Here is a 22,391-nt window from a genome sequence, read left to right as displayed (position 1 = left end):
GGAGATGTGCGGCATCTGCTCCCAGTGGGGGAGTCTCGCATCGGCCAGCCCGTCGGGCGTCCAGCCAGAGCCGGGGAGTGGGAAGTCGCTTTTCCCTAAGGGATGTCCCGTATAAGGACGTGAGCTGGAGGTTCGCCTGACGGTACGGTCGACGCGTGGAGTCGAAGAGGGGAAGCGAGTGCCCGTTGCACGGGGCCGGCGTGCGTCCTGACTACCTGATCGGACGCCGTCTTGAGCACGTGGTCGCCTCGTGGCACCTCTACGACTCAGAGGCTCCGTCCGGCCCGCTGGACGTGTGGCTGATCGACAGCGAAGCGGTCGCCACGCGCATCACGACCGGGTCGGACTGGTGCCTGATCGTGGAGACATCGGCCCCCTTCGCGGGATACGACATGGCGGAGTCAGGCCGCGTCAAGGTGGCACCGAACAGCGGCGAGACCCCGTTCGCCGGCCACCTCGGCGAGACGGTACTGGCAGTCAGCGAAGAGAGCGTCCGGGGCAACGGGCGGATTGCACTGGAGATCACTTTCGACTCCGGCCGTGTCCGGTGTGAGACCTGGTCCGGCGACCTTCGCCTGTCCAGCAAGTGATCAACGCACCAGCCACTGCGTGAACCGTGTCAGGCTCCCGCAGTGGCTGGTGTGATCACGGCGTCACAGCCGTCCTGGATAGCCCCGTTCACCGGGTTGAGCCCCCGCTCCTTCGGCACGTTGGTGGCACAGCTGCGGCATGAGGGGGCTGACGCGGTTCGCAGAGGCCGGCCGTGGAGCTTACCGCTGAAGGACCGGGTGCTGCTGGTCACGGCCTACTGGCGTACCAACTTGACGCTGCGGCAGCTCGCCCCGCTGTTCGGCGTCTCGAAGTCCGCGGCCAACCGCATCGTCAGCCACCTCGGCCCCCTGCTCGCGCTCAAGCCCCGCAGGCGATTCCGCAAGAGCACCGTCCTCATCGTGGACGGCACCTTGGTCCCCACTCGCGACCACACGGTGGCCGAGCGATCGAAGAACTACCGGTACTCCACCAACCACCAGGTCGTCATCGACGCCGACACCCGGCGCGTCGTGGTGGTCGGCCGGCCGTTGCCCGGCAACCGCAACGACTGCAAGGCGTGGGCGCTGTCCGGAGCCGAGGACGCCGTCGGCCGCACCACCGTGATCGCCGACGGCGGCTACCGGGGCACCGGCCTGCTCATCCCGCACCGCCGTGAGCGCGGGCAGAGCGAACTGCCGGCCTGGAAGGAAGAGCACAACGCTTCCCACCGCCAGGTCCGCGCCCGTGTCGAGCACGCCTTCGCCCGCATGAAGACCTGGAAGATCCTCCGAGACTGCCGGTTGAAGGGCGACGGCGTCCATCACGCGATGAGAGGCATCGCCCGCCTGCACAACCTCGCACTCAGCCGATGAGCGAGGGATTCAGCCCGGCTCAGCCGCGCCGGAGCCCGCCGGCTCCGGGGGTCTCTGGTGCCCGCACTCCAGCCGTTTGCCGTCCGCGTCAGTCACTGTGTATTCCAGGACGACCTTGGCTGGGTCACCGTCCTCATAGAGCCACACCGTGATGCCCTCCTGACTGACAGCGGTAGAGAACCAGACATCGATGCCCTCAACCTCCGGAGCGACCGTGAAGACCTCCCCGGGTTTCAGCCAGTAGTCCTCACCGTACGGCTCGACAAAGAGCCAGAGGTCGCCGGCGCCCACATTCTCCACAGGCAACCTGCTGCGTCCCACTTGTCCCCCAAGACCGCTGCCTCCATGAACCTCTACACGGTATCCACCCAGCCCGCATCGGCGCCTTCAGCTGACCCTCGCCCCACCGACCCTTTGCGGGACAGCCCTTAGCCAGTACGTCAGGTAGTCACCGAGCGTGCTGTCAGCGGTGGCAACCGGCAGCCCGCGGTTGCTGTCGGCGATCTTCTCGGTGAGCTTGTCAGCCGCGTTCTTGCGCGTGGTGCCGTAGACACGGACACGCTTTCGTCTGCCGTCGGCGGCGAGGACATAGCCGGCAGCTTCCCAGCGGCCGTCCTTTCGCTGGTAGATGGTGCCTTCGCCGTTGGCGCGGGCCTTCTTTCGCTTGGGGGCGGTCATCGGGCGGCTTCTTCCAGGTGGCGCTTGACGTAGTCGTCCAGGGCGTGGGTGGGGATGCGGCGGGCGCGGCCGATGGTCAGCGAGGCCAGGCGGCGGGTGCGCAGGAGGTCGTAGAGGGCGGAGCGGCCGATCTTGAGGCGGGCCATCGCCTCGGGGACGGTGAGGAGTTCGTCGTCACGCACCGGCTGTCACTCCCTGTTCGCATGTCGGGCCGCCGTGGATGAGTGCGGCGAGGCGTTCAAGATCGGGAGTGAGGCCGGTGCCGTCATAGGCCCAGTCGGCGATGACGAGGGTGGTCGGGGAGGGCGGAGGGGTGTGGCGGCGGTGCCAGGCGGCTCGGGCGGCCCGGAGGGCGCCGAGGGTGGTGGAGTAGGCGCGGGTCTTGGTGGAGAAGTGGCCGCGGAAGCCGAGCATGTGGGCCCACTTGCGCAGGTTCAGGTGCTTGAGGTCGTCGCGGGCGCCGAGGGTCCAGGCGGTGCGGATCATGCGGGCGGCGTGCTCGGGTACGGACTCGAACCAGAGGTCGGTGATCCTCTTCAGCCGGTGGTCGAGGGTGCCGGTCGCGGCTTCGGTGCCCTTGGTGGCGTACTTGGCGACGTATCCGGCGACCTTGCCCTCGGTGATCGTGGTCCCGCCCTGGAAGGCGGAGGACCGGATGATCCTGGTGTCGATCTGCTCGCCGAAGGCGAAGGAGCGGGCGCGGCCGTTGATTTCGGGCCCGTCGATGTGGGCACGGGTGGCCGCGATCCGGATGGCGTCGGCGAGGAGTTCGGGGGTGGCCCAGGCGGGCGGCGGGGTGTAGGGGCCCGCGCGGCCGTCGAGACGGATCACGGCGTGGAAGTGGATCAGCCCGCGCTGCTGGTACTCGGCGACCTTGGCGTACGAGACCCGGACGACTTTGGAGAGCAGTCGTTGCGAGACACCAGCGGCGGCGGCGATGGTGCGGCGCAGGTGGAGCATGAAGCGGGCCCACAGGGCCGGGGTGTGGGCGTTCCACAGCACGGCGCCGGTGTAGTCGTACCGCTCGGGGTCGAGAGGGGCGCCGAGGAGCGGGTCGCCCTTGGTGTGGGTGCGTCCGCAGCGGCAGCGGGCGGAGCCGCCCACGCGTCGCCCGTGGACGGGGCCGTATGAGGGCGCGGTGAGGGTGGCGAAGACGCGGGGGTGGGTGGCCACCTGTTCGGGGATGTTCTTGCCGCCGCGCAGGCCGGCGGCGATGAGGTGGTAGGTGTCCTGGCGGTAGAGCTCGGCGCAGGAGGGGCAGCGGGTGGTGCGGCGGTTGCCGCAGCGGACCAGGAGATGTCCGGCAGGGAGGTCCTTGGACTTCAGTTCGTGCAGGATCTCGCCGGTGAAGGCGTCGATCTCGGTGCGGTGGCCTTCGAGCCGGATGGGCTGGGCGCAGCCGCCGAGCGAGGACAGCTGCCGTATCAGGCCGAGCAGGTCCCGGTACCCGGTGAACGTGGGCAGCGCGGGTGCGGTCGGTTCGGGTCGGGGGATTGTGGTGGTCGGGGTGTGCGGTGGCATCCTGGCGGGATCTCTCTGCACTGCGGCACACGTGTGCCGTGGATGGATGGGAGGGAGCCCCCGGCAGGGGCGAGGGTTTGGCGACTACACGCCCTTGCCGGGGATCACTGCGAAGCGGGACCGGGAGGCGGCGGTCACGCGGCCTTGTCCAGGTCGACGTGGTCGGGCAGGTCGCGGACCTTGAGCCCTTCGGCGCACATGAGGTCGTTGATCTGCCAGCAGGCTTCGGTGGGCAGGTAGACCGAGCGCAGCCGGACGGGGGTGCGCATGTCGCCGACGGAGGCGATGGAGACGCCCTGGGGCATGGTGCGGTCGGCGGCGGTGATGTCCAGGTCCCGGCCGTCGGGGAAGAGGTGCAGGAAGTCCTCGATGGTGTCGACGCGGTGGCAGATCCGGGCGGACAGGTTGGTGCGTACGGCGGTGGTGAGCACGTCGGCGGAGGGTTTCTGGGTGAGCAGCCACAGCCGGATACCGAACTTGGCGCCCTGGCTGGCGATGGCCAGCAGCTCGGCCTCGAAGCGTTCGCGGGCCTTGCGGTCGGGGTGGCGGGTGTAGTTCGCGACCTCGTCGATCACCACGAGCAACAGAGGCAGTTCGGGGCTGAACTCGGTGATGCGGTCGGTACGGCCGGACCAGAACAGCCTCTCCCGCCGTTGCATCTCCTCGCGCACCCAGCGCAGGATCTCGGTCGGCTCGTCGGGATGGGTGGCGTCGGAGACCTTGGAGGCGGTACGCCACCAGGGCGCGACCGCAGCGAGGTTGGGGTCGATCACGATCAGCCGCACGTCCCGCATGAGGGAGGCGTAGGCGAGGAGGGTGTTGACGGTGATTGATTTGCCGGAGCGGGTGAGGCCGGCGATGAGGGCGTGGGCGGAGTAGGCGAGGTTGAGCACGATGGGGGTGCCGTCTTCGTCCCAGCCGAGCAGCACGTCATCGGTGGAGACGAACTGCCCCGGTCGGCAGACGGGGGAGCCGTCCGGGCCGAGGAGTGGTGAGCGGATCACCGCTTCCAGCGGCTCGCGCCGGAAGCCGCGCGCGACGATCATTCCGGGCTTGGGCTGGCTGATCCGGATGCGCCGCATGCCCCAGGCGTCGCACAGGCCCTCATTGGCGTCCTGCCAGGCGCTGAGCCCGACCTGCGGCAGGGCATCGGCGGTGACGGTGACGCCGAAGGTGTCGGCGCGGGTGTGCAGGCGCGGGACCAGCACGCGCGGCTTCGGTGGTTGTTCCTGTGGGGCGTACTGCTGGAGCACGGTCGGGGTGGCGTCCTTGACCGCCAGGCCGAGCATCGGCGCGAGCCGCTTCCAACCCCACCGCATCCGCCGCGCCTGCCTCAGACTGACCCGGGTCTCGGCATCGGCCCGGTACCAGCGGGCGAAGCAGTACCCCGCCCAGCCCAGCAGCCCGACCACGCCGAGGCCGACCACGGCCAGGAGCGCGAGCCCGAGGGAGTTCCCGGTCATCAGGCACCGACCTTGGCGGTGACGGCGTCGGCGCGCAGCGAGATACCGTGCCGGTCCTTACCGTTGATCTCGTTCTCCCAGGCCGACGCGACAAGCCCGGTGAAAACGACCGGCAGACCGACCTTCAGGCCCTTGCCGAGACCCGTCTCCGGGACCTTCACGGTGATCACTTCGGCGCGGCCGTTGAAGGCGAACATCACGTCCACCAGGTGCAGGTGGGCGCCGGTGGCCCGGTCGATCGCGGGCTGCTGACCTTCGCGGTCCTTGAAGTGCGGCCGGGACTCGGAGGCCAGGATCACCAGGGCCTGGGACTGGTCGATGGGCATGGTCTTCACGGCAAACCTCCAGGTAGAGGGGTGCGAGTCACCCGTGTGGGTGATCGCGTGCCGCAACCCTACATTCATTCCATCCTAAGTCCATCCCTATTGAGTTCCATCCGTTCGTGGGGTGGTCCATCCATACGGCGGTTACCCTGACCAATGAGGCCGCTGAACTGGTGAAACACGACAGGCAGCGAGCGGCCCGCGGCTGGTGGAATCGGACTGGGACCAGGGATGGACATGGCTGCTGCTGACGAAGCGCGCTTGACGTTCGAACGCATCGCGGACGACCTGCGGCAGCAGATCCGGGACGGCGAACTGCGACCCGGCCAGCTCCTGCCGACGCAGAGCCAGCTCATGCAGACCTACAAGGCATCGAGCCTGACCGTGCAGAAGGCGATCCGGCTGCTCAGGAACGAGGGCTGGGTCATCGCCCGCCAGGGGCGCGGCACGTTCGTCACGCGCTCGGCCGACTTCGAGGACGCCTTCGAGAAGGTCGCCGGCGATCTCACACAGCAGATCTACTCCGGCACTCTGGCTCCCGGCTCCCGGCTCCCGGCCCGCGAGGTCCTGGCGGAGCACTATGCGGTGCCGCTCAACGTGGTCACCAACGCCATCGCCCTGCTGGCCGGCAACTTCCTCCTGCGATACCCCGGTGAGCTGCCCGGCGACGAGGTCTACGTACGCGACTGGGACGACCACGGCTTCGCCACCCAGCTCACCCACGGCCGCCTGGTCCGCAAGATCAGAGACGGATCACTGGCCAGGGGCGCCAGAGTCACCGTGGACGAGGTGGTCGACACGATCGGCGGCGACCCGGAATCCGCAGACCAGGCCCTGACCTTCCTTACCCTGGAGGGCAGGATGAAGAAGGCTCACCAGCGCAACGGGTCGATGGCGTATGTCGTCGTGGGGGGCGAGTTCGGCACAGAGGTACCGGTCACGGTGCAGCCGCCGGACGAGCCGGACGAAGCGTCGACTGCTCCGCAGAACGAGTTCCCGGCAGCTGCCGAAGTGGCGGATCTGACCTACAAGCTGGAACGAGCCCTGGAGCGGATCGAGAAGCTGGAGGAGCGTGTCGAACGCCTCGAAGGCCGCGACGCCAACTGAGGCAGGCACGTGAACGACGGCGTCCCCGAAGGCCGCAGGCTGGCTTTCGGGGACGCTTCGCGTTGATCGGTCAGGGCTGGTACTCGTAGCCGATGGTGAATCGAGGCGGCAGGCACCATTCCCCGTACTCGATGATCCCCTCCGCGTCCGACCAGCGGTGGGCGCCGGCCAGGATCGGGGAGCCGACCGGCAGGCCCAGGGCGCTTGACTCTCGGGCGTCGGCGGGGCGGGCGTGCATGTCGTCGCGGGCGTGGGTGATCGTGCGCCCGGTGGCTTCCAGGACCCGGGCGGACAATCCGTGATTGCGGCCCGGGGCGGTGTTCAGCAGGTCCGGCACGAGGGCGGCGAACGGGGCCGGGTACCAGGTGACCGCGAACACGGTCCGGGTCTTGCCCCGTCCGGCCAGCCACTCGCGCCGAACCACCTGATCCCCGACCTCCAGATCGAAGATCTCCGCCACGTACAGCGGCGGGATGATCAGCTCGGCCGCCGTCACCCGGCTCGTCTCACCCTCCGCCAGGAACGACTTCACCCGCTGGACCCGGGCCAGCCGGTCCCGCGCCGACAGCGTCCAGCGAGGGTCATCGGCGACATAGGTACCCCGGGGGGTGGTGCGGATGAAGTTCTCCACCTGGAGAGCCTGCAAGGCCCGCGAGACCGTGGCGGCCGCGGCCTGCCACTGCCCGGCAATCTCCCGGTTCGTCGGCAGCTTGGCGCCCGGCTCAAGCTCTCCCGACAGGATGCGCTCCCGGAAGTGATCCGCGATCTTCGTGAACGTCTTGGGACTGGGCATAAGGCTTGCCCCTCCGTTGAGTTGACGTGCTGTCAGTGAGGGCACACTAGTGCACTACGAACCGTAGCGGGAGTGCTTCGGCCACTCGAATACTGAACTAGAGCACCGACCTGTCAAGAGGTCGGCCATGTGACGTTCGAGAGGTGGCGATGTGCAATGACGGAGCCGACCAGATACTCCACCCAGCCGGTCGAACTCCCCTTGCGCCTGGAACTGGAGCCGACTCCCGTTGAAGGCTGCGCGGGCTGTACCGAACTGGCCAACGTACGCGACCGGGCCCGCACGGTCGGCGACATGACCACCGTCAGCGACTGCAACGTCTACATGCGACGCCACCCGGAGGGTCACCAGTGAGCCCCCGCGCTATCTACCGGCACGTCGTTCACACCATCCGCCACGCGCCCGAAGGGGGCATCACCTACGAGGCGTTCTGCGTCACCGGCGGCTGCGGAGCCGAATCCGGACCCCACCCCGAGCAGGAAGCCGCACAGGACTGGGCACTCCGCCACACCGGACGCACCGGCCACGACCTGTTCAGGCGCGTCTTCACCGACCATGCCGAGGTCACCCGAGCCGAGTAGAACCACCACCGCCAGCCGGAACAGGACCCACAACCCGCAGGCCATCGCACCAGGCCAGCAGCCCAGCCGAACGCTCAACCGACAGCCACGGCGTACCGCCGAAGCGGGATGCGTCCAAACTTTCTCTACGTCTTCAAGGCGACCCGCTGACGCGGGTCGCGCGCGGCACGGCCGCCCACCCGGCCCGCTCTCGGCTCCGCCACCGCGGGCCGGCCAGCGACCAGGCCGCGCAGAGACAGCACAGCGGACGACCGGAAGCGCGGAGAAAGCCGGACACGCCAGCACGGCGAACGCCAGGCCGACGGCGAAGCGACGGCGGGGAGTTGGCCGGGGCGTAGGCCCGGGGGTGGGGCCGGTCGGCTCCGTGGGCTTTACCCACCTCCCCGGGCCGGGGCCCGCGTCGGGCAAGGCCAGGGGGCCACTCGTTCAAATTCCGGGCAGGTCCAAAGCCTGCCCGAGTTGCCGGCCAGCGTACGGCCCCCTGACCATGCCCGACCCCAACCCGGGCAGGACACCGGCCAAAGCCCACTCCACCGCCCTCACGCGCGTAGCCGTCTGACGGCAACGCCGACGGCAACAGAGGCGCACAGCACGGCACTTCCATGCACGCCCACGGACAGGCCGGAATTCGCTGACCAGCGAAAATGCAGGTGACGCCCGCCCGGCGAGCACACGTACTATGTGCTGGCAGGGGCCACGCCGGTCCTGGTCCACAACTGCAACATCACGGTTTATCGGAAGCAGGATACGTCGATTCCCGAAACTCAGAGACTGTCTGTTGACGCGGACGGAAATGTCTCACACTCGGGATCTGGATCGCTCTACCTCAACATGACTGGCGACATCAGCCATTCGACCGGATTTAAGGGCGATCAGCTAGTTGCCTTCGATGTGCCGGCCTCCTTCGTTCGGCAGCTTTCGGCAGCCTCCCTGCCTCAACGCAAGCCGCCCGGCTGGCCGGGAACGAGGCGTGAATGGAATCGTGCCCTTAAAATGGCGCCAGACCAGTCTGATGGGCCTGGGCTATTCGGCCTCCGTGATCACCACATCCCCGGCCTAATGGAGGCCATTATCCCGGGATCGGGTCGGATCATTGGATAGGGGTGGATTTGATGAGTCGTAACGATTCTGCAAGTGAATGGCACCGCTTGAGGAAGCGCCCCTCGGAGGACCCGATCAGTCTCCTGGGAGTGTTTGTGGTCACACCTGTGGCGGATAGTGTGACATATGCCCAGCGCCTCAGGGACTTGATTGCCGGAGCCGTAGAGATCTCCAGGTCGGCCGACTTTGAGAGCGGTGACGTATCGGACGACACGCTGCCGTCCTGGTTCCTGGAGCTTTCAAGCGGTGAAGCCGGGGATGTTCCGGGGGACCCAGTTGGAAGTGAAGGTAAGCGTCGATATCGGGACGCGAGGGATGATCGCCCCTGGGATTCAGGGGATTGGATCTATTGCTTCGACCCGGATCTTCGGGCTTGGTCCTGGTGGGATATAACCGTCGATCAAGATGGGAGAGTTTGCGTTTGGATAGACACGAAGGGGGAGGCTCATATTCCCTGCGAAGAGCTCTGGTGGGCGATTTTCGTGTCAGGAGCAGTGGATGCTGATCCGTTGACGCTGGAATTTGCTTCCGCGTGGAGCGGTCAGTGGAGCATTGGTCTCGCAAAATAGACTCACCGTAGTTCGAGGAGCCCCGCCGGAATTGTTTCCGACGGGGCTCCTCGGGTGTCTGACGGCAGTAGTTGACGGCAACGTCAGCGGACAGGTGACGCGCAGAGTGGCGGGGCATCGCCCTCGCCCGTCGGCCCCACGGGGTCGGTCGGGTCGGGGTACATGAGCACCATGTGCTCGGTGGACGTCTTCTCGGCGGTGGTCGTCGGGTCGCACCTTCCGTCTCGCAGCCGTGGGCGGCCAGCCGCCGGCCGACCGCCTCCATCTGCTGCTTGGCCTGCTCCCGCGTCCTCCTCGGTCAGCAGCTCGCTCCGGCGGCGGGTCAGACCCAGCCTGTGTCGCCCTGAACACCCCACTCGGGGTCAAAGCCCCATCCGACGTCCGCGCGCCGGCGGTTCCGCTCGGGGGCGGCCACACCCCACCCGGTGTCGCTGCTCATGACGTTCCCCTCCCTGTGTCCGGCGCCCTCGGTGCTGCGGCGTTGGGGTGACCGTAGCCGCAGCTCACGCGCCACACCGGCCCATGAAATCGAAGGGCTGCCCGCGGGCGGGGCGGGGCGCGCGCTTCAGATGGGCAGGGAACCGGCCACCTCGTAGTAACGGAGTAGCCAATCTCCGCTTCCCTGAGAGCAGTTGGCCGGTTGCGCCCCGGGCGGTCTCCCCTCTCGGGCACCATACGCAGCGAAAGTGATCAGCTACTTAAAGCAACATTTGGGGGAAAGATGGCCCGGAGCTCCGGTTTCGCCGAGATGGTCTCCATGCTGCACAACGCCGTCCTGCATGGGGACCAGAGCCTACGCGAAGCTCTTACCGAGAGCGTCGAGAAGATCGACGAATCCGGGCGCGATGCCCAGGAGGCCACCTCCCGGGCCGTCACGGAAGGTCTCACCCAGGTCTTCGACGAACTCAACCTGCTGCGCAAGGACGTCAACAGGGCGGTCAAGCCCGCCTCCGGCGACCTCTTCGCCAGCAAGACCGAGGAGGTCACCGGCCTGCTGCGCGTTGAGCTGACCGAGCTGCGCACCACCCTCAACCACCTCAACGCCCTCGCCCTCGCTCCGCTGGCGCCCGCCGGCCCCGGCGTTCCCAGCTCCTCCCAGGCCGACAGCCAAGGTGCCCATCTTCCGCAGGCGATCCCCGTCCAGCGCGGCCCCGGCCACGAAGACCCCGCCGTCGTCTCCCCCTCGGTGCCGGCGCCCACATCCGGTCCCGGGGCCGACGACGGGCGAGAGCCCGGGGCGCAGGAGCCGGACGGCGGCACGGCCGGAGAGGAACCGGCCGCCGAGACCACGCCGGAGGCGACCGCGCCGGCGCTGTCGGAGGAGACCGTGCGCCAGGCCGTCCGCGAGGTCCTCGCCCAGGAGCTCACTCCCCTTGTCGAGCAGCTCACCACCCCGGCCGCCACGGCCGAAGAGCGGCCGGACGGCGCCGAGCAGCTGCGCCAGGCGGTCCTCAAGGTCGCCGGGCAGGTCCGGGACGAACTCGCCACCGTGATGGAAGCGACCCGTAACGGCTTCGCCTCCCTCGCGCAGGAGATCGCCGGGCTGCGCAGGGCCGTCGACGAGCTCCAGGCCCACCCCACTGAGACCCCCGAGCCGGTGCTGCCGAACGAGAAGCACACCGCGCTGCTGCGGACCGCGGCCCGTATCTCCTCCGCCGACCTGCGCTGCCACCGCGACACCTGGGAGTTCCTCACCGCCCGTACCGCCGGCCACCCCCACTTCCGCGTCCCGCCGCGCGTCACCGACGAGGCCGACGAGCGCGTCTTCGCCCCGCTGTCCGGCCGCTCACTGATCGCCCTGCTGATCAGTCTCCACACCGTCACCAGCTCCACCCCGGACGGCAGCGGCGACCATGAGCTCGCCGCCACGCTCTACGACCGCATCGAGCAGCGCCTGACCCGCCTTGGCCCCGGCGACGGCGAGCGCGTCACCATCGCCCTCGACGACCGCGTCACCCCCGAACCGGACGACGACGGCGACGACCAGGACGGCGAGACCGGCGGGACCGGGGCACCGAGCAGCTGGGGAGCGTAGGAGAAGCAGGTGGGCCGGCGCCGGGCCCGCGCTCATCGGCACACGGCACCGGGGTGGCGGCGGAGCGCATGGCGGGGTGACTTCGTGGATCACGCCCCGCCCGGGCCCGGGTGCGCCGTACGGTCGTTACACAGATGGGGACCAGACCAGGCGGTGACGCCAGGTCAGAGGTGGGAGGGATCCCGAGGATGGTCAACGCCCGTACGTACCCGTTGTGGCGGGAGCTCGCGATGAGCGAGGACCTCCCCAAGGAAGCCCTCAAGGCCGCGCTGCCCGCGCTGCTGGCCCGGACGTCGGCCAAGCGGCTGCGCGGCCGGCTCCTGGTGCACGCCGACGAGAAGACGCTGGCCGCCCTGGCCGCCGCAGGCACGGTGACCGCCGCCGACGTGCCCACCATCCTGCGGCACCGCAGGGCCTGGGCCGGGCTGGTCTCCGCACTGGCACGACACCCCGAACAGGTCCAGGCCGCCATCGCCCTCCTGCCCCTGCTCTCCAGCCATGAGGTGGAGCAGGTCGTCCGGTTCTGGGATCCCGACCACTTCACCCGCACCGAAACGGACGCACCGGCCCCGCCCGTGCCGCAGGAACTGTTCGACGCCGTCCTCGAAGCGTGCCTGACCCCGCTCGCCGCGCTCCTGCTCCACCCCGAGCCCGAAGAGGGCTGGGAGGCCGTGTCCGACTTCTCGAAGGACTGGTCGCTGGACCTGACCGGTCACAGCGGCCGCTGGGAGATGCTGGCCCGGTGTCCCGAGCGGTGGGCGGAGCTCGCCGCCCACCCCACGCTCGGGCCGGCCGTCCAGCACCTGCTGCTGGACCAGGCCGAGACCCAGGCCCTCGAGGACGCCCGCCTCCGCGCCGCCGGCGCCGACCCGGACAGCGAGGAACCCCCTGCCGATTCGGCTCCCGCCCTGAGCGAAGAGCTGCTGCTCGCCTGCCTCCCGGCCCTGTGCCTGCCCGAGCTGGCCGAACTGCCCAACCCGCAGGTGACAGCCCGCAGGACCCTGCACCACATCGCCAACCGCGTCCACAACAACCCCCGCCTGAAGACCCTGGCCGCCGACCAGCTGCACGCGGCCGCCGACGCCCTCGTGACCCACGGCCGGCTGCTCAACCCGCCCGAGAAACAGGACGGCAACTACGACTTCGACGGCCGCGTCCTGCGCCTCGCCGAGGACCTGGCCCTCCTCAGCGCCAACCCCGACCATCTCGCCGGGGCCTGCGCCCAGCTCGCCAGGCTGGAGCAGTCGGCCGTCGTCTCCCCCGCGCCGAGCCGGACCCTGATCCGCGTCCTCGACAACGCCGATCCCGACCACGACCGCCCGGTCCGGCTCCTGGAACGCCACAACGAGCACCGCCGCGTCCAGACCCTGACTGTCCTCGCCGCCAACCCGTACACCCCGCGCGCTGCCGTCACCGGCGTCCTGGACGGCCTGCACCCCGCGGAGCTGGCCTGGATCATCGAGAGGTCCGGCGGCCCCGACTGGCTCCTGGACGCGGCGGCGGCCGTCCCGGCCGACGAGGACGAAGACGACGGTGTGCTGCGCCTGGTGAGCGACGACGAACTCGACCAGCACCCCGACCCCGCCGCCGTCCTGCAGTCCTGGCTCGACTCCCCCGCCACCGGAGACAGCCTCTCCCGCTCCGAGATCTACCGGGCCGTCGTCCAATCCCGCCACCACACCCTGCAGCACCTGCTCCAGATCCCCGCCGACGACGTCCTCTCCCGCAGCGAACCCGAGATCGCGGCGAAGATCCTGCTGGACCGCTGCGGCCGCAACGCCGACCGGTGGGCAGCGCTCGCCGCCGCGATGACCTCCGAGTACGACGAAGAGAAGATCAGCTTCGGAGAGCTCCTCGACTCCCTGGACCCCGCACCCGCCGACGCGCAGACCACCAAAAGCAGCGCCACGTGACGGACCCAGCAGGATCATGGGCCGAGGCTCTGGCCGAAGAGGTACGGGCGACCTACCCAGATGTGCGCCTTGAGCTGGGGATCGATCACGGCCCGTATCTCGTGCTCTTCTCGATCGTGCTCCCGGAGAGCCGGCGAGGGAACGGGATCGGCAGCCGCGTCATGCAGCACATCACCACCGCAGCCGACCTCCGCGGCGTGCCGGTGACACTCAGCCCGAGCGACGCCTTCAGCGGAGACCCGGTCCGGCTGGAGGCGTTCTACCGGCGTCTCGGCTTCATCACCAACACCTGGCGCGGCGAGCTCGGAGCCCCACGTGAGAGCTTGGTCCGCGTGCCGCCCGGCTCCGCCGCAGCCGACGAAGCCCCGCCGGTGTATCCGTGGCACACCTGCTGACGTTCTCGCCCCTGAGGAAGCCGCGCGCTGCGCGGGCCGAAGGCTGGCGCCTGAGCACTGGTCAGTCCGCGGTCCGGCGGTCGTCGTCGAGGTGGGCCATGGCGTAGACGTGTTCGTCCGGATGCCGGGCCAGGAGGGCCATTACCCACGCGGTCCGGGTGTCCATCCCTTCGCCGAAGTCGGCGGCCAGGCGGCGTGCCTGCCACGTCGTGCGCGGAGCCAGGACCCACCGCGCGAGCGAGAAGCGAACGCGGCCGGTACCGGCCTGTCGTCCGGCCCGCCCGGCCGGGGAGGTCCTCGGAGGCAGCGCCGGGGATGTTCAGGTCGGTCACAATCGCGAGTGTGGCGACGGCCAGGACATCCTGGCCGTTGCCGGGCCGCACTTCGGCCGTCACGGCTTGCTCGGTCGGCACGCCTTACACAGCCGGCAGCCCCATCCTCCGCGCGGTCCGATGTTCGCCGTAGGCAGCGGCGGGTACCGAGCCCGTCCCGCCGGCGCCCACCGTGGGGCGGACGTCCCTGCGGCGGAAACTCCTGTGCCCGCAGAGCCTCTTGCGGCCGCGGCCGCGGAGCCGTCCCCGTCCGTGGGCGCCGAGCCGTCCACGGACAAGGCGGCGGCCCCCGCAGAAGCGGAGGCGCCCCCGACCCCTTCCACCGATGAGCCTGCCTGTAAGCCCTGGTCAGACGACGAATCCCTGGAAACCGAGGCGCCGCTGCACAGGTGGACAGAGGAGCCGATGATGCGGAACCCGCAGGGGTTGGTCGGCACCGCGGCCATCGAGGCGGGCGCGGTGTACGGCTGGGCGGCGGCCGGGTCGGGCCTTCGGCCGCCCGCTGACCGATGATCTCGGAGCAGGACGCGCCTCGGTTGAGTTCCGATTTCTGAAACCTGCGCAGGTCGGGCCTACTGCATGCGAGTCGGGCCCGGCCCTTGTGAGGACCAGGCCCGAGTGGGGGCTGTAGGGCGTTTACGCGACTTCTCGATAGACGCCGGCGACACGGACGTCCACGAAGGCGTTGGTGTCGACGATGAGCTGGACGGACTGGGTGTAGCCGGTGGTGTTAGTCGCGACTCTCACGCGGTCTCCAGGCCCCATCCACTTACAGCCGAGATCCCAGCCGCCTCCAGCAGGTTCGACACAGACGTGCACGGGATAACCGCCGGACTCATGCAGGTCGACCTCGAGGGTTTCTCCACCCCCGAGATGGATACCCATCGCGCACACGGTGTAGATCGCAGCCCCAGCCGGATTAATGCAGCCGAAGCCATAGTCAGCGTGCGCTGGTGCGCTGCTCATGGTGGTGAGCAGGGCCGCCGCGGCTGCGGCAGCGGTCAAACTACCTCTGAGTTTCATGCCGGTGCGCTACCCAGGGAGAGACCCGTGGCTAACGGCAGTGTCACCCTGTCGGGGGAGCGCATCGGAAGCTGTCGAGAGGCGTGGACGCGGGAAAGGTGAGCGCTCCCGGGTCCTATGCCACCGAGACCACTCGGACAAAACGTCACGGGAATGAGCGGAAGTGCTCAGTGCACGTAGGTGTTGCGCGGGTTGCGTCCTGGGCTTTGCCGATCGACTTCGCGGATGCCTGCTCAAGACCGCACCAAGGGCGCCCCGTCCTCGGAGCCCAGCCCGGCCTTCTGCCGCACCCGCCGGCCCGGCGCCTCCACGGTGCCGCGGGCGCTCGCGGTCATCCCGGCGACATGGAGGTCTTCGACGGCCACGACCGCGAAGGCGGTCGCGAGCCGCTTCGTCACCGCGTGCAGCACGCCTTCGCGGCGTACGGCGACCTCATGGTGGAACCGGGCGACCTTCCGACGAGCCCGGTCCCGGCGCCGGGAGCCCTTCTCCGTACGGGAGAGCGCCCGCTGCGCCTTCGTCAGCCGCACCGGACCCGAGCTCGTCCTGACCGTTCGGGACGATGGCCCCGGCATACCGCCCACTGACCGGGCCCGCGTCTTCGACCGATTTACCCGCCTCGACGAAGCCCGCGCCCGCAGCACCGGCGGCGCTGGCCTCGGCCTCCCTATCGTCCGGGGCCTGGCCGCCTCCCACGGCGGCACCCTCGCAGCCGAGGAACCCCCAGGCGCCGGTCCCCTGCTGGTGGCCCGATTCCCCTCTTGGACATGACCACCGCCAGCGGTCCATCCCCAGCTCGCCTGCGGCGGGCAGAAGCGCTGTTCAGGAAATCTGCTCCCCACGCGCGCGGAGGTTTTCCGGCGGCGGCATGGTTTGTCGATCTACGCCTCACCCTTGCCGCAACCGGCGACAGGACGTGCACGACTGCACATGTGTACCCGACAAATTTTCCTGGCAGCCGCGATGATCAGGGTTCGGCACGGGCCGGCAGGATCACGGCGACGCGGAGGGCCTCGTTGGCCTGGTCTTGGGAGGTGCCGTGGGTGGCGTACAGTTGGGTCTTCCGACGCGGGGTGGAGCAGCTCGGTAGCTCGCTGGGCTCATAACCCAGAGGTCGCAGGTTCAAATCCTGTCCCCGCTACTGAAGTGACGTGAGGCCCGGATCCTGTGGATCCGGGCCTCACGCGTACGCCTGCATCTCAAGCTGCTTGTCCGGTTCTCGTCGCGCGAGCCGGCCAGGCCCACTGACATGTAGGAGGCGGGGCCATCCGGGCACGATAGGGCCCGAAGCGATCTCATCGGATCGACTTCAGCGAGTCACTGGCCCAATTGACCTCACCGTCCCGGAGATCCGCCGCCTGCTCGCAGCCGCATTCCACCCAGCGCTCCAGTCCCTAGCCTGGATCCTGCCCTGGTCAAACTGGCGCAGACGCCACTAGGCAACAACCCGGCGCAGCCAATACCGACGACGGCTCGCCCCCGCAGTCAGCACGTAGATCGCGAAGTCGGACTGGAGCATTAATGGGGGAGCGCGGATTCACCCGACACGCCCCAAGGCGCATGTACTGCCAGGCACCTCACCTAAAAGAGCTGTTGGCGATCTTGCCCCTCCAGGGTGCCACGCCAGTGAAATCAGCTCAGTCAGGGACCTGGATGTCAGCTATCCACTCGACATGACTCGTGGTCTCGATATGGAATCGACCCTTTCGACTTTCCGCCAAATCAAGCTGATTGACGCCGATATGAGACTTGTCGCTCGGGCAGGTGATGGTGAATTCACCTACCGTGTCGATGGTCAGTGTGAGCTGCCCCTTCCCATCGGAAGCGACGCAGTTCACATTCACCCAGGAGATTCCCTTGGTGAGGTTCACCGACCCCAGATCCCAGGATCCGCGACGAGGCCCTCCTGACGCGATCCGATGATGCCCTGGCCGGATCTCCGGAGCGGTTAGTTTTACGGCGGGGGCGGATGATGTGGTCGACAGCTGGGGCTGGGGCCGCCCTGCCGCCGAACAGCCGGCCACCGCTACTGCCGTCGTGGCGACTACAGCGCTCGCTAGGATCCGGCGGAGTGGGTTCATCAGTAGCTGGTCTCCCAGTAGCGGAATCCGATGGAGTTGTTTGCGATCTTCACGGCGCCCGAGGTTCGCTGCGACTTCGAGCAGCTGGGAAGCTCGTAGTACTTTTCCCAGGTGGCGTTGTGGCCCCAGGAGCCGTACTGGGTGTTCCCGTACTTCCCCGAGGAGATGTTCCGTCGGTACTGATGGTCGGTGCCCCAACTGATCTCGTCGGTAGCTTCGCGGCTGATCTCTGCCTTCGCCTCGCCGACGGCGAAGCTGATGGATACTCCCGCAGTCCCCGTGACCGAGGTCTTCGCCGATCCCGATTCGCTCCTGGTGACCACGATGGTTCCGCCGGGCCCATCCTTGTAGATGGGGCCACTGCCGATGTGGGTGGCGCTGTAGCCGTACACATTGCTGCGCCATCCTCCCGAGCAGACCCCTTCCGGGGCGGGTTCGGGACCTTCCTCGGCTAACGCAACCGTCGGGGAGATTATGCTCCCCATCATCATGGCCGCTGCCGCCAGCGTAATTACCTTGCTAGACCGATTCATTTAATTCCTCCCGTTTTGAAGCATTTAATTCACGCGCTTTGATGCGTACACCTATCCAAGCGGCGCAGGGGCTCGGACTGACTGATTCCGTGCAAGCGCTTATTGAATCGCAACGACTTGAGGTCCGGGGATTCGCTGCCTACTGAAACGGCGAACACGCACCACAGGTGCGAAAGTCACCGTCTTGAGTTACATCCCCCTTGCAGTCGATTAACGCCGCCAGGTTGGCGTCACTCAAAATAAGTTAACGACCCAGGAGGTGGCGCGCGAGAGATTTGCAGAAGTTTGAGCTTCACCTGAGGCGGCAATCTTGCGCAATAACGGACAGACCCTCACGTATCCCGCTCGAGAACCCATCTATTCGAAGTCGCTGAACTTGCGATTCCGATTGAAATTCCAGCCGATTGGCTGATTAAAGACCTGCCGAGCAGATTCGATCGGACCGCGACGCCCCACACAACCGCTACGGTCCGGGTGGACCTGGCGGAGAGACGCGAGCCGAGCCAGTTCTTCCACGCCCGGTCCGCGTCGAAGCCCACCACCTTCACGTGCCCGGCGAGTGCGGCCGCGGCCGCGGTGAACATGGTCTCCCACTGGGCCAGGACGCTGCCGTCGGCGGCCGGGGCGACCAGGCCGCGCTCGGTCATCATCATGCTGATCGCCGCGCCGCGCCGCGCCGAGCCCGAGCGGCTCGCGGCCGTCACGGCGTACGGGGGTGCCGGTGCGCCGCTTCGGCTTCTTGGTCGTGGCGCCGTTCTTCTTCGCCGCCTTTCGGGCGGCGAGCAGGGCCTGGCGGGCGAGGTCGACGCCGGACAGCTCCGGGACGGCGTTCACGCGATCACCTCCAGGGCTTCGCCGTCCAGCGGGCGGGCGGCGAGCTCGGGCAGGCGCTGCGACCACGGAGCGGGCCGGACCGGCTCGGGCCGGGCCTGCGCGTGTAGCTGCTCCAGCCGCACGGCGAGCAGGTGCTCGGCGGTGCGGGTCTGCGCCTTCGCGGCTGCCTCGGTCGCGGCGCGCTGGGCGTCGTCGCTGTCGGGCAGGGCCTGGAACCAGGGCTTGGCAAGCTCGGTCGTGTACGCCTTGCGGGCCTCGGCCTGGGCCTCCGTGCTGCGGCCGAGCATCACCAGGGCCTCGTGCCGGTACTCCCCGACGGCGCTCTCCGCGACCACGAACGCGTTGTGCGCGGCGGCGTCCTCGAGGGCCTCCGGGCCGGCTGCCTCCAGGGCGACCGGGTCGGTGATCTCCTGGAACTGGGCCCACGAGGCGGCGATGGCGTCCTCGATGGCCGTACGGACCTCGGCGGCGACGACCGCGACGGCGATTGGGTCGCTTGGGTCGGCCGACCAGGTCGCCGCGAGGAGACCGGTCTCGCCGATCAGGGCCTCGGTCTGGCGCCGGTGGTCGCACGCCTCGCACAGCCCGGCCGACCGCTCCCGACCGCAGTCCTCGCATGCCACGGCCTGCCGGACCGCCGCCTCGACCGCCGCCCGCTCCCGCTCGATGGCGGCCTGCGCCTCGGCCTCGGCACGGGCCGCCGCCCGCTGAGCCGCCCGCTGCTGGGCCTCGGCCTGACGGGCCACGAAGTCGGCGGCCTCGGCCTCGGCGTGACGGCGCATCCTGGCCTCGATCTCCCGGTACCGCGCGTCCGTCTCCAGGCCAGGCAGCTCCCGGTCGACCTCGGCCGCGATCCGCACCCACTGGCCTCGCAGGCGATCACCCCGTTCGCCCCGCCGCACGCGGACCACAGAAGCACGCACCCGGTCAGACCCAAGACGGCGCGGTCGGCACCGGCCGTTCGGCGCGCTCGGGACGGACGCGCAGGATCGAGGTGGAGCGAGCTCGTAGCGGCCTTGGTCCTGACATACGACGACCGCCAGGACCCGGGCCCTCCTGGCGGAACCTCAGCGGAACCCGACGCACTTACACACCCGCTCGGTCGTTCCACGCGCCGGGCCGCACCTCCCGACAGCGTATGCCGATGCGCTTCGCGGTCGTCCCCCGCGCGCGTGGGCCGCACGCAGCGAGTGCTGCGCGGCTGTGGTGGCCGTGGGATCGTCCCCTGCGTGTGTGGGCCACACCCATGGCGGCCTCACGGGTCTCGGCGGCCGTCGGATCGTTCCCTGCGTGTGTGGGCCCTACCCTTCGTGACCTGCTGGTTTAGAAGAGCGTGGCCTGGCTTTGCGCATGTAGGGACGCCAGCGGATTGCTCCGCTGGGGTGGCACCTGGCTGGGTGGCCGGGTGTCTTCCCGCTTCGTCGCTCCGTGCCGGGCGGCCTTGCGGTCGTCTGGTCTTACCGGTGCTCGGCGAACGTTTTGCGTCTCCCTTCTATCAAGGGCGACGGGTGGTGCTTCTGCCACGGTGGCGTGGCGGGCGATGTTCCGGGCGGCGTTGAGGTCCCGGTCGATCGTCAGCCCGCAGCCGGGGCAGGTGAACGTCCTGTCGGTGAGCGTGAGGCGTGGGTTTTGCCATCCGCAGGCCGAGCAGGTCTTGCTGGAGGGAAACCAGCGGTCGCAGATCGCGAGCTTGGATCCGTACCAGGAAGTCTTGTAGGTGAGCTGGCGACGGAACTCGCCAGGGGCGGCGTCGAGGATGCCCCGGTTCAGGCCGGCCTTCTGCCGCACTCGCCGGCCCGGCGCCTCCACGGTGCCGCGGGCGCTCGCGGTCATCCCGGCGACATGGAGGTCTTCGACGGCCACGACCGCGAAGGCGGTCGCGAGCCGCTTCGTCACCGCGTGCAGCGCGCTTTCGCGGCGTACGGCGACCTCGTGGTGGAGCCGGGCGACCTTCCGCCGGGCCCGGTCCCGGCGCCGGGAGCCCTTCTCGGTACGGGACAGGGCCCGCTGGGCCTTCGCCAGCCGCTGTTCGGCGCGGGCCAGGTGCCGGGGGTTCGCGATCAGGATGCTGCCCGGGTCGTTGGGGTCGAGGGGCTGGGAGAGGGCTGCGAGGGTCTTCACCCCGAGGTCCACGCCGACAGTCCCGCGCTCGCGCTGCCGCCGCGATGGCTGCTCGGGGACGGTCATGGTGACCTTGCACAGCACGGAGGCGTACCAGCGGTGCCCGGCGCGGGAGACGGTCACGGACTGCACGACCGCCAGGCCGCGGTCGACGAGCCGGCCGAGACGTTTGCCGGAGTCGTGCAGGCGGACCTCGCCGATCGTCGGCAGCCGCAGCCGCCGGTACGTCGCCAGCCGGATCGACGGCTTCTTCACGTCGTGGTGGAGGCGGAAGGAGTCCCGCGAGCGGCCCTTCTTCTTGAACCGCGGATAGCCGACCTTCCGGCCCGCCCGCACACCCCGCAGCGAGTCCAGCCAGTTCTTCCACGCCCGGTCCACGTCCGCGAACGCCGACTGGAACGCGTAGGTGCTCACCTCATGCCACCACGGGCACGGCCGCTCCGGCCCGAAGACACCCTCCGGCAGCCGCCCGTCGACCCGGGAGTCGCCCTTGACCTCGTTCAGCCGCTTCTGGATCTGCGGCTTCGACGGCACCGGCACCTTCACCCGCCGCCGCGCCTCCGCCTCCTCGACCCCTTGAGCGACGAGCTCATCGACCTCGGCTCGCCACCGCTGGTGCGCGGACACCTTCACGGCGAGTGCGTAGTTGAACGCCCACCGCGCCGCGCCGGCGTGCCGGGCCAGGGCGGCGGCCTGCGCCGGGGTGGGGTCCAGGGCGAACTTGAACGCCCGGAGCACTTCCCGCTCCATGAACCCACCTCCTCGCACGTCGGCCTGGTTGCCCATCAGCTCGGCAGGACCGTACACGGCCCCACTGACAACGCCGCTGAACTGCGACTATCCGCCATGGAGGGTCATGCGGCGGTGCGTTCGGCGCGGGCCCGGCGAATGGCGGCGTCCTGGGCGGCGGAGGCGGTCTCGCGTGCCTGGGCCCGGTAGTCGGCGAAGGCTGAGCGGTCATCGGCGGGGATGCGGGAGAAGTCTCCGGCGTCGGGTGCGGCGGGACGCTGGAGATCTGCCATGCCCCCTTCGCTGCAACAGCAGCAGGACCGTCAGGCCAGCACGCGGGTTCCACTTTGAGGTCGACGTGTGGCTTCAGTGGAAGGAAGCGGTCACTCCCGGCGTGCACCAGACCCGGACGGCAGGAAGAGGGCTTGATCACGATCCAGGGGGCCGTCGCTTTCCGTCGGGCTCTGGCCGATGCGAACCCTGACGCCTGCCTGCCCGATCTCGCCATGCCCCTCGACAACATCTCCATCCAACTGGGCAAGGCGGGGCGGCGGGAAGAGGGCTTGGCCGCAGCCCAGGAGGCTGTCACTATCCGCCGCATCCTCGCGAAGGAAGGGCCCAATCTCTCTGGAGATGATCTTCAGCGGTCCCTTGGGATAGCCGCATGGCTTGAAGAGCTGGAGTAACCGGCATCAGCCCAGACAAGGAATATCGCCGTAGCCGACCCGAGCGGCTTGCGGCCGTCCCGCCGCAGAAAGGGTCAGGGAGAGGACATCGGCACTAGGGTCTGTTGCGAAAGTGGATCTTGTTCGTTGATGATCACGTCCTGTGGGACGTGGGGATCTGACGAACGGCC

The 22,391-nt window shown here is 68.9% G+C and carries 23 protein-coding genes, 1 tRNA gene and 1 pseudogene; 11 read left to right on the top strand and 14 right to left on the bottom strand.

The features are described from left to right. The first annotated feature begins 155 nt into the window (after positions 1-155). Both IE245_RS32735 and IE245_RS32730 read left to right on the top strand, forming a co-directional pair. Complete coding sequence (locus IE245_RS32735; protein ID WP_189954336.1) at positions 156-590, top strand: hypothetical protein; 435 nt, start codon at positions 156-158, stop codon at positions 588-590. 42 nt (positions 591-632) lie between these two features. Continuing rightward, on the top strand, positions 633-1,403 hold the full coding sequence (locus IE245_RS32730; RefSeq protein WP_189954334.1) for a transposase: 771 nt from the start codon (positions 633-635) through the stop codon (positions 1,401-1,403). Positions 1,404-1,412: 9 nt separating this feature from the next. On the opposite strand, the gene IE245_RS32725 is transcribed toward IE245_RS32730, so the two are convergent. The 6 genes and pseudogenes from IE245_RS32725 to IE245_RS32700 all read right to left on the bottom strand — a co-directional run bounded on the left by IE245_RS32725 (position 1,413) and on the right by IE245_RS32700 (position 5,391). Beyond that, positions 1,413-1,724, bottom strand: a complete 312-nt coding sequence (locus IE245_RS32725) for a DUF2917 domain-containing protein (protein ID WP_229851859.1) — start codon at positions 1,722-1,724, stop codon at positions 1,413-1,415. Positions 1,725-1,823: 99 nt separating this feature from the next. Beyond that, positions 1,824-2,081, bottom strand: a pseudogene (locus IE245_RS32720) (site-specific integrase); the annotation flags it as partial. Then, positions 2,078-2,263, bottom strand: a complete 186-nt coding sequence (locus IE245_RS32715) for a helix-turn-helix domain-containing protein (RefSeq protein WP_079174983.1) — start codon at positions 2,261-2,263, stop codon at positions 2,078-2,080. The gene IE245_RS32715 and the pseudogene IE245_RS32720, both read right to left, overlap by 4 nt. Further along, the gene (locus IE245_RS32710) at positions 2,256-3,602 is read right to left on the bottom strand and encodes a replication initiator (RefSeq protein WP_189954332.1); all 1,347 of its coding nucleotides are present in this window, start codon (positions 3,600-3,602) and stop codon (positions 2,256-2,258) included. Before IE245_RS32710 ends, IE245_RS32715 begins: the two co-directional genes overlap by 8 nt. A 134-nt stretch (positions 3,603-3,736) precedes the next feature. Then, the gene (locus tag IE245_RS32705) at positions 3,737-5,065 is read right to left on the bottom strand and encodes an FtsK/SpoIIIE domain-containing protein (RefSeq protein WP_189954330.1); all 1,329 of its coding nucleotides are present in this window, start codon (positions 5,063-5,065) and stop codon (positions 3,737-3,739) included. Further along, a complete protein-coding gene (locus tag IE245_RS32700; RefSeq protein WP_229851880.1) occupies positions 5,065-5,391 on the bottom strand; it encodes an SCO3933 family regulatory protein in 327 nt (108 codons plus the stop codon). The genes IE245_RS32705 and IE245_RS32700 overlap by 1 nt, the downstream gene beginning before the upstream one ends. Positions 5,392-5,625: 234 nt before the next feature. On the opposite strand from IE245_RS32700, the gene IE245_RS32695 reads away from it, so the two are divergent. Beyond that, positions 5,626-6,495, top strand: a complete 870-nt coding sequence (locus tag IE245_RS32695; RefSeq protein ID WP_229851857.1) for a GntR family transcriptional regulator — start codon at positions 5,626-5,628, stop codon at positions 6,493-6,495. 70 nt (positions 6,496-6,565) lie between these two features. Here the strand turns inward: IE245_RS32695 and IE245_RS32690 are convergent, their stop codons facing one another. After that, positions 6,566-7,288 carry a GntR family transcriptional regulator gene (locus IE245_RS32690; RefSeq protein ID WP_189954403.1) on the bottom strand — a complete coding sequence of 241 codons (723 nt, stop codon included), beginning with the start codon at positions 7,286-7,288 and terminating at the stop codon, positions 6,566-6,568. Positions 7,289-7,444: 156 nt separating this feature from the next. Between IE245_RS32690 and IE245_RS32685 the strand changes: the two genes are divergently transcribed. The 5 genes from IE245_RS32685 (at position 7,445) to IE245_RS32665 (ending at position 13,882) form a co-directional block, all read left to right on the top strand. Further along, entirely contained in the window at positions 7,445-7,642 is a 198-nt protein-coding gene (locus tag IE245_RS32685; protein WP_189954325.1) for a hypothetical protein, read from the top strand. After that, complete coding sequence (locus IE245_RS32680; RefSeq protein WP_189954323.1) at positions 7,639-7,869, top strand: DUF7848 domain-containing protein; 231 nt, start codon at positions 7,639-7,641, stop codon at positions 7,867-7,869. The genes IE245_RS32685 and IE245_RS32680 overlap by 4 nt, the downstream gene beginning before the upstream one ends. A gap of 2,391 nt (positions 7,870-10,260) precedes the next feature. Then, on the top strand, positions 10,261-11,574 hold the full coding sequence (locus IE245_RS32675; RefSeq protein WP_189954321.1) for a hypothetical protein: 1,314 nt from the start codon (positions 10,261-10,263) through the stop codon (positions 11,572-11,574). 188 nt (positions 11,575-11,762) lie between these two features. Beyond that, positions 11,763-13,487: a hypothetical protein gene (locus IE245_RS32670; RefSeq protein WP_189954319.1), complete on the top strand. Its 1,725-nt coding sequence runs from the start codon at positions 11,763-11,765 to the stop codon at positions 13,485-13,487. Beyond that, positions 13,484-13,882: a GNAT family N-acetyltransferase gene (locus IE245_RS32665; RefSeq protein ID WP_229851854.1), complete on the top strand. Its 399-nt coding sequence runs from the start codon at positions 13,484-13,486 to the stop codon at positions 13,880-13,882. Before IE245_RS32670 ends, IE245_RS32665 begins: the two co-directional genes overlap by 4 nt. A 1,588-nt stretch (positions 13,883-15,470) precedes the next feature. Here the strand turns inward: IE245_RS32665 and IE245_RS37435 are convergent. Continuing rightward, the gene (locus tag IE245_RS37435) at positions 15,471-15,767 is read right to left on the bottom strand and encodes a transposase (RefSeq protein ID WP_229851852.1); all 297 of its coding nucleotides are present in this window, start codon (positions 15,765-15,767) and stop codon (positions 15,471-15,473) included. 16 nt (positions 15,768-15,783) lie between these two features. Here IE245_RS37435 and IE245_RS37430 point away from each other — a divergent pair, with 16 nt between their 5' ends. Both IE245_RS37430 and IE245_RS32650 read left to right on the top strand, forming a co-directional pair. Then, complete coding sequence (locus IE245_RS37430) at positions 15,784-16,008, top strand: ATP-binding protein (protein WP_373305443.1); 225 nt, start codon at positions 15,784-15,786, stop codon at positions 16,006-16,008. A gap of 296 nt (positions 16,009-16,304) precedes the next feature. Continuing rightward, positions 16,305-16,378 (top strand) — tRNA-Met (locus IE245_RS32650). A 496-nt stretch (positions 16,379-16,874) separates the two neighbouring features. Here IE245_RS32650 and IE245_RS32645 read toward each other — a convergent pair. From IE245_RS32645 to IE245_RS32620, 6 genes are all read right to left on the bottom strand, one after another. Next, positions 16,875-17,108, bottom strand: coding sequence for a hypothetical protein (locus tag IE245_RS32645; protein WP_189954314.1), 234 nt, complete (start codon positions 17,106-17,108; stop codon positions 16,875-16,877). 209 nt (positions 17,109-17,317) lie between these two features. After that, complete coding sequence (locus IE245_RS32640) at positions 17,318-17,851, bottom strand: hypothetical protein (protein ID WP_189954312.1); 534 nt, start codon at positions 17,849-17,851, stop codon at positions 17,318-17,320. 332 nt (positions 17,852-18,183) lie between these two features. After that, the gene (locus IE245_RS37425) at positions 18,184-18,555 is read right to left on the bottom strand and encodes a hypothetical protein (protein WP_229851850.1); all 372 of its coding nucleotides are present in this window, start codon (positions 18,553-18,555) and stop codon (positions 18,184-18,186) included. A 126-nt stretch (positions 18,556-18,681) separates the two neighbouring features. Then, complete coding sequence (locus IE245_RS37420; RefSeq protein ID WP_229851848.1) at positions 18,682-19,545, bottom strand: hypothetical protein; 864 nt, start codon at positions 19,543-19,545, stop codon at positions 18,682-18,684. Between the two features lie 463 nt (positions 19,546-20,008). Next, on the bottom strand, positions 20,009-21,556 hold the full coding sequence (locus IE245_RS32625; protein WP_189954310.1) for an RNA-guided endonuclease InsQ/TnpB family protein: 1,548 nt from the start codon (positions 21,554-21,556) through the stop codon (positions 20,009-20,011). A gap of 104 nt (positions 21,557-21,660) precedes the next feature. Continuing rightward, a complete protein-coding gene (locus tag IE245_RS32620) occupies positions 21,661-21,828 on the bottom strand; it encodes a hypothetical protein (RefSeq protein ID WP_189954307.1) in 168 nt (55 codons plus the stop codon). 132 nt (positions 21,829-21,960) lie between these two features. On the opposite strand from IE245_RS32620, the gene IE245_RS32615 reads away from it, so the two are divergent. After that, complete coding sequence (locus IE245_RS32615) at positions 21,961-22,221, top strand: hypothetical protein (RefSeq protein WP_189954305.1); 261 nt, start codon at positions 21,961-21,963, stop codon at positions 22,219-22,221. Positions 22,222-22,391 lie beyond the last annotated feature (170 nt).

This window comes from Streptomyces roseolus (genome assembly GCF_014649855.1).
GTDB classification, from domain to species: Bacteria; Actinomycetota; Actinomycetes; order Streptomycetales; family Streptomycetaceae; genus Streptomyces; species Streptomyces roseolus.
The sequence above is the reverse complement of the archived record's forward strand: the minus strand, read 5'-3'. Positions and strand labels throughout refer to the sequence as shown.

Bases quoted from the DNA above. Each gene is read 5' to 3' on its own strand.
- IE245_RS32710 (WP_189954332.1), bottom strand. From the start codon at position 3,602: ATGCCACCGCACACCCCGACCACCACAATCCCCCGACCCGAACCGACC.
- IE245_RS32705 (WP_189954330.1), bottom strand. From the start codon at position 5,065: ATGACCGGGAACTCCCTCGGGCTCGCGCTCCTGGCCGTGGTCGGCCTC.
- IE245_RS32700 (WP_229851880.1), bottom strand. From the start codon at position 5,391: ATGCCCATCGACCAGTCCCAGGCCCTGGTGATCCTGGCCTCCGAGTCC.
- IE245_RS32695 (WP_229851857.1), top strand. From the start codon at position 5,626: ATGGCTGCTGCTGACGAAGCGCGCTTGACGTTCGAACGCATCGCGGAC.
- IE245_RS32690 (WP_189954403.1), bottom strand. From the start codon at position 7,288: ATGCCCAGTCCCAAGACGTTCACGAAGATCGCGGATCACTTCCGGGAG.
- IE245_RS32685 (WP_189954325.1), top strand. From the start codon at position 7,445: ATGACGGAGCCGACCAGATACTCCACCCAGCCGGTCGAACTCCCCTTG.
- IE245_RS32675 (WP_189954321.1), top strand. From the start codon at position 10,261: ATGGCCCGGAGCTCCGGTTTCGCCGAGATGGTCTCCATGCTGCACAAC.
- IE245_RS32670 (WP_189954319.1), top strand. From the start codon at position 11,763: ATGGTCAACGCCCGTACGTACCCGTTGTGGCGGGAGCTCGCGATGAGC.
- IE245_RS32640 (WP_189954312.1), bottom strand. From the start codon at position 17,851: ATGAATCGGTCTAGCAAGGTAATTACGCTGGCGGCAGCGGCCATGATG.
- IE245_RS32625 (WP_189954310.1), bottom strand. From the start codon at position 21,556: ATGGAGCGGGAAGTGCTCCGGGCGTTCAAGTTCGCCCTGGACCCCACC.
- IE245_RS32620 (WP_189954307.1), bottom strand. From the start codon at position 21,828: ATGGCAGATCTCCAGCGTCCCGCCGCACCCGACGCCGGAGACTTCTCC.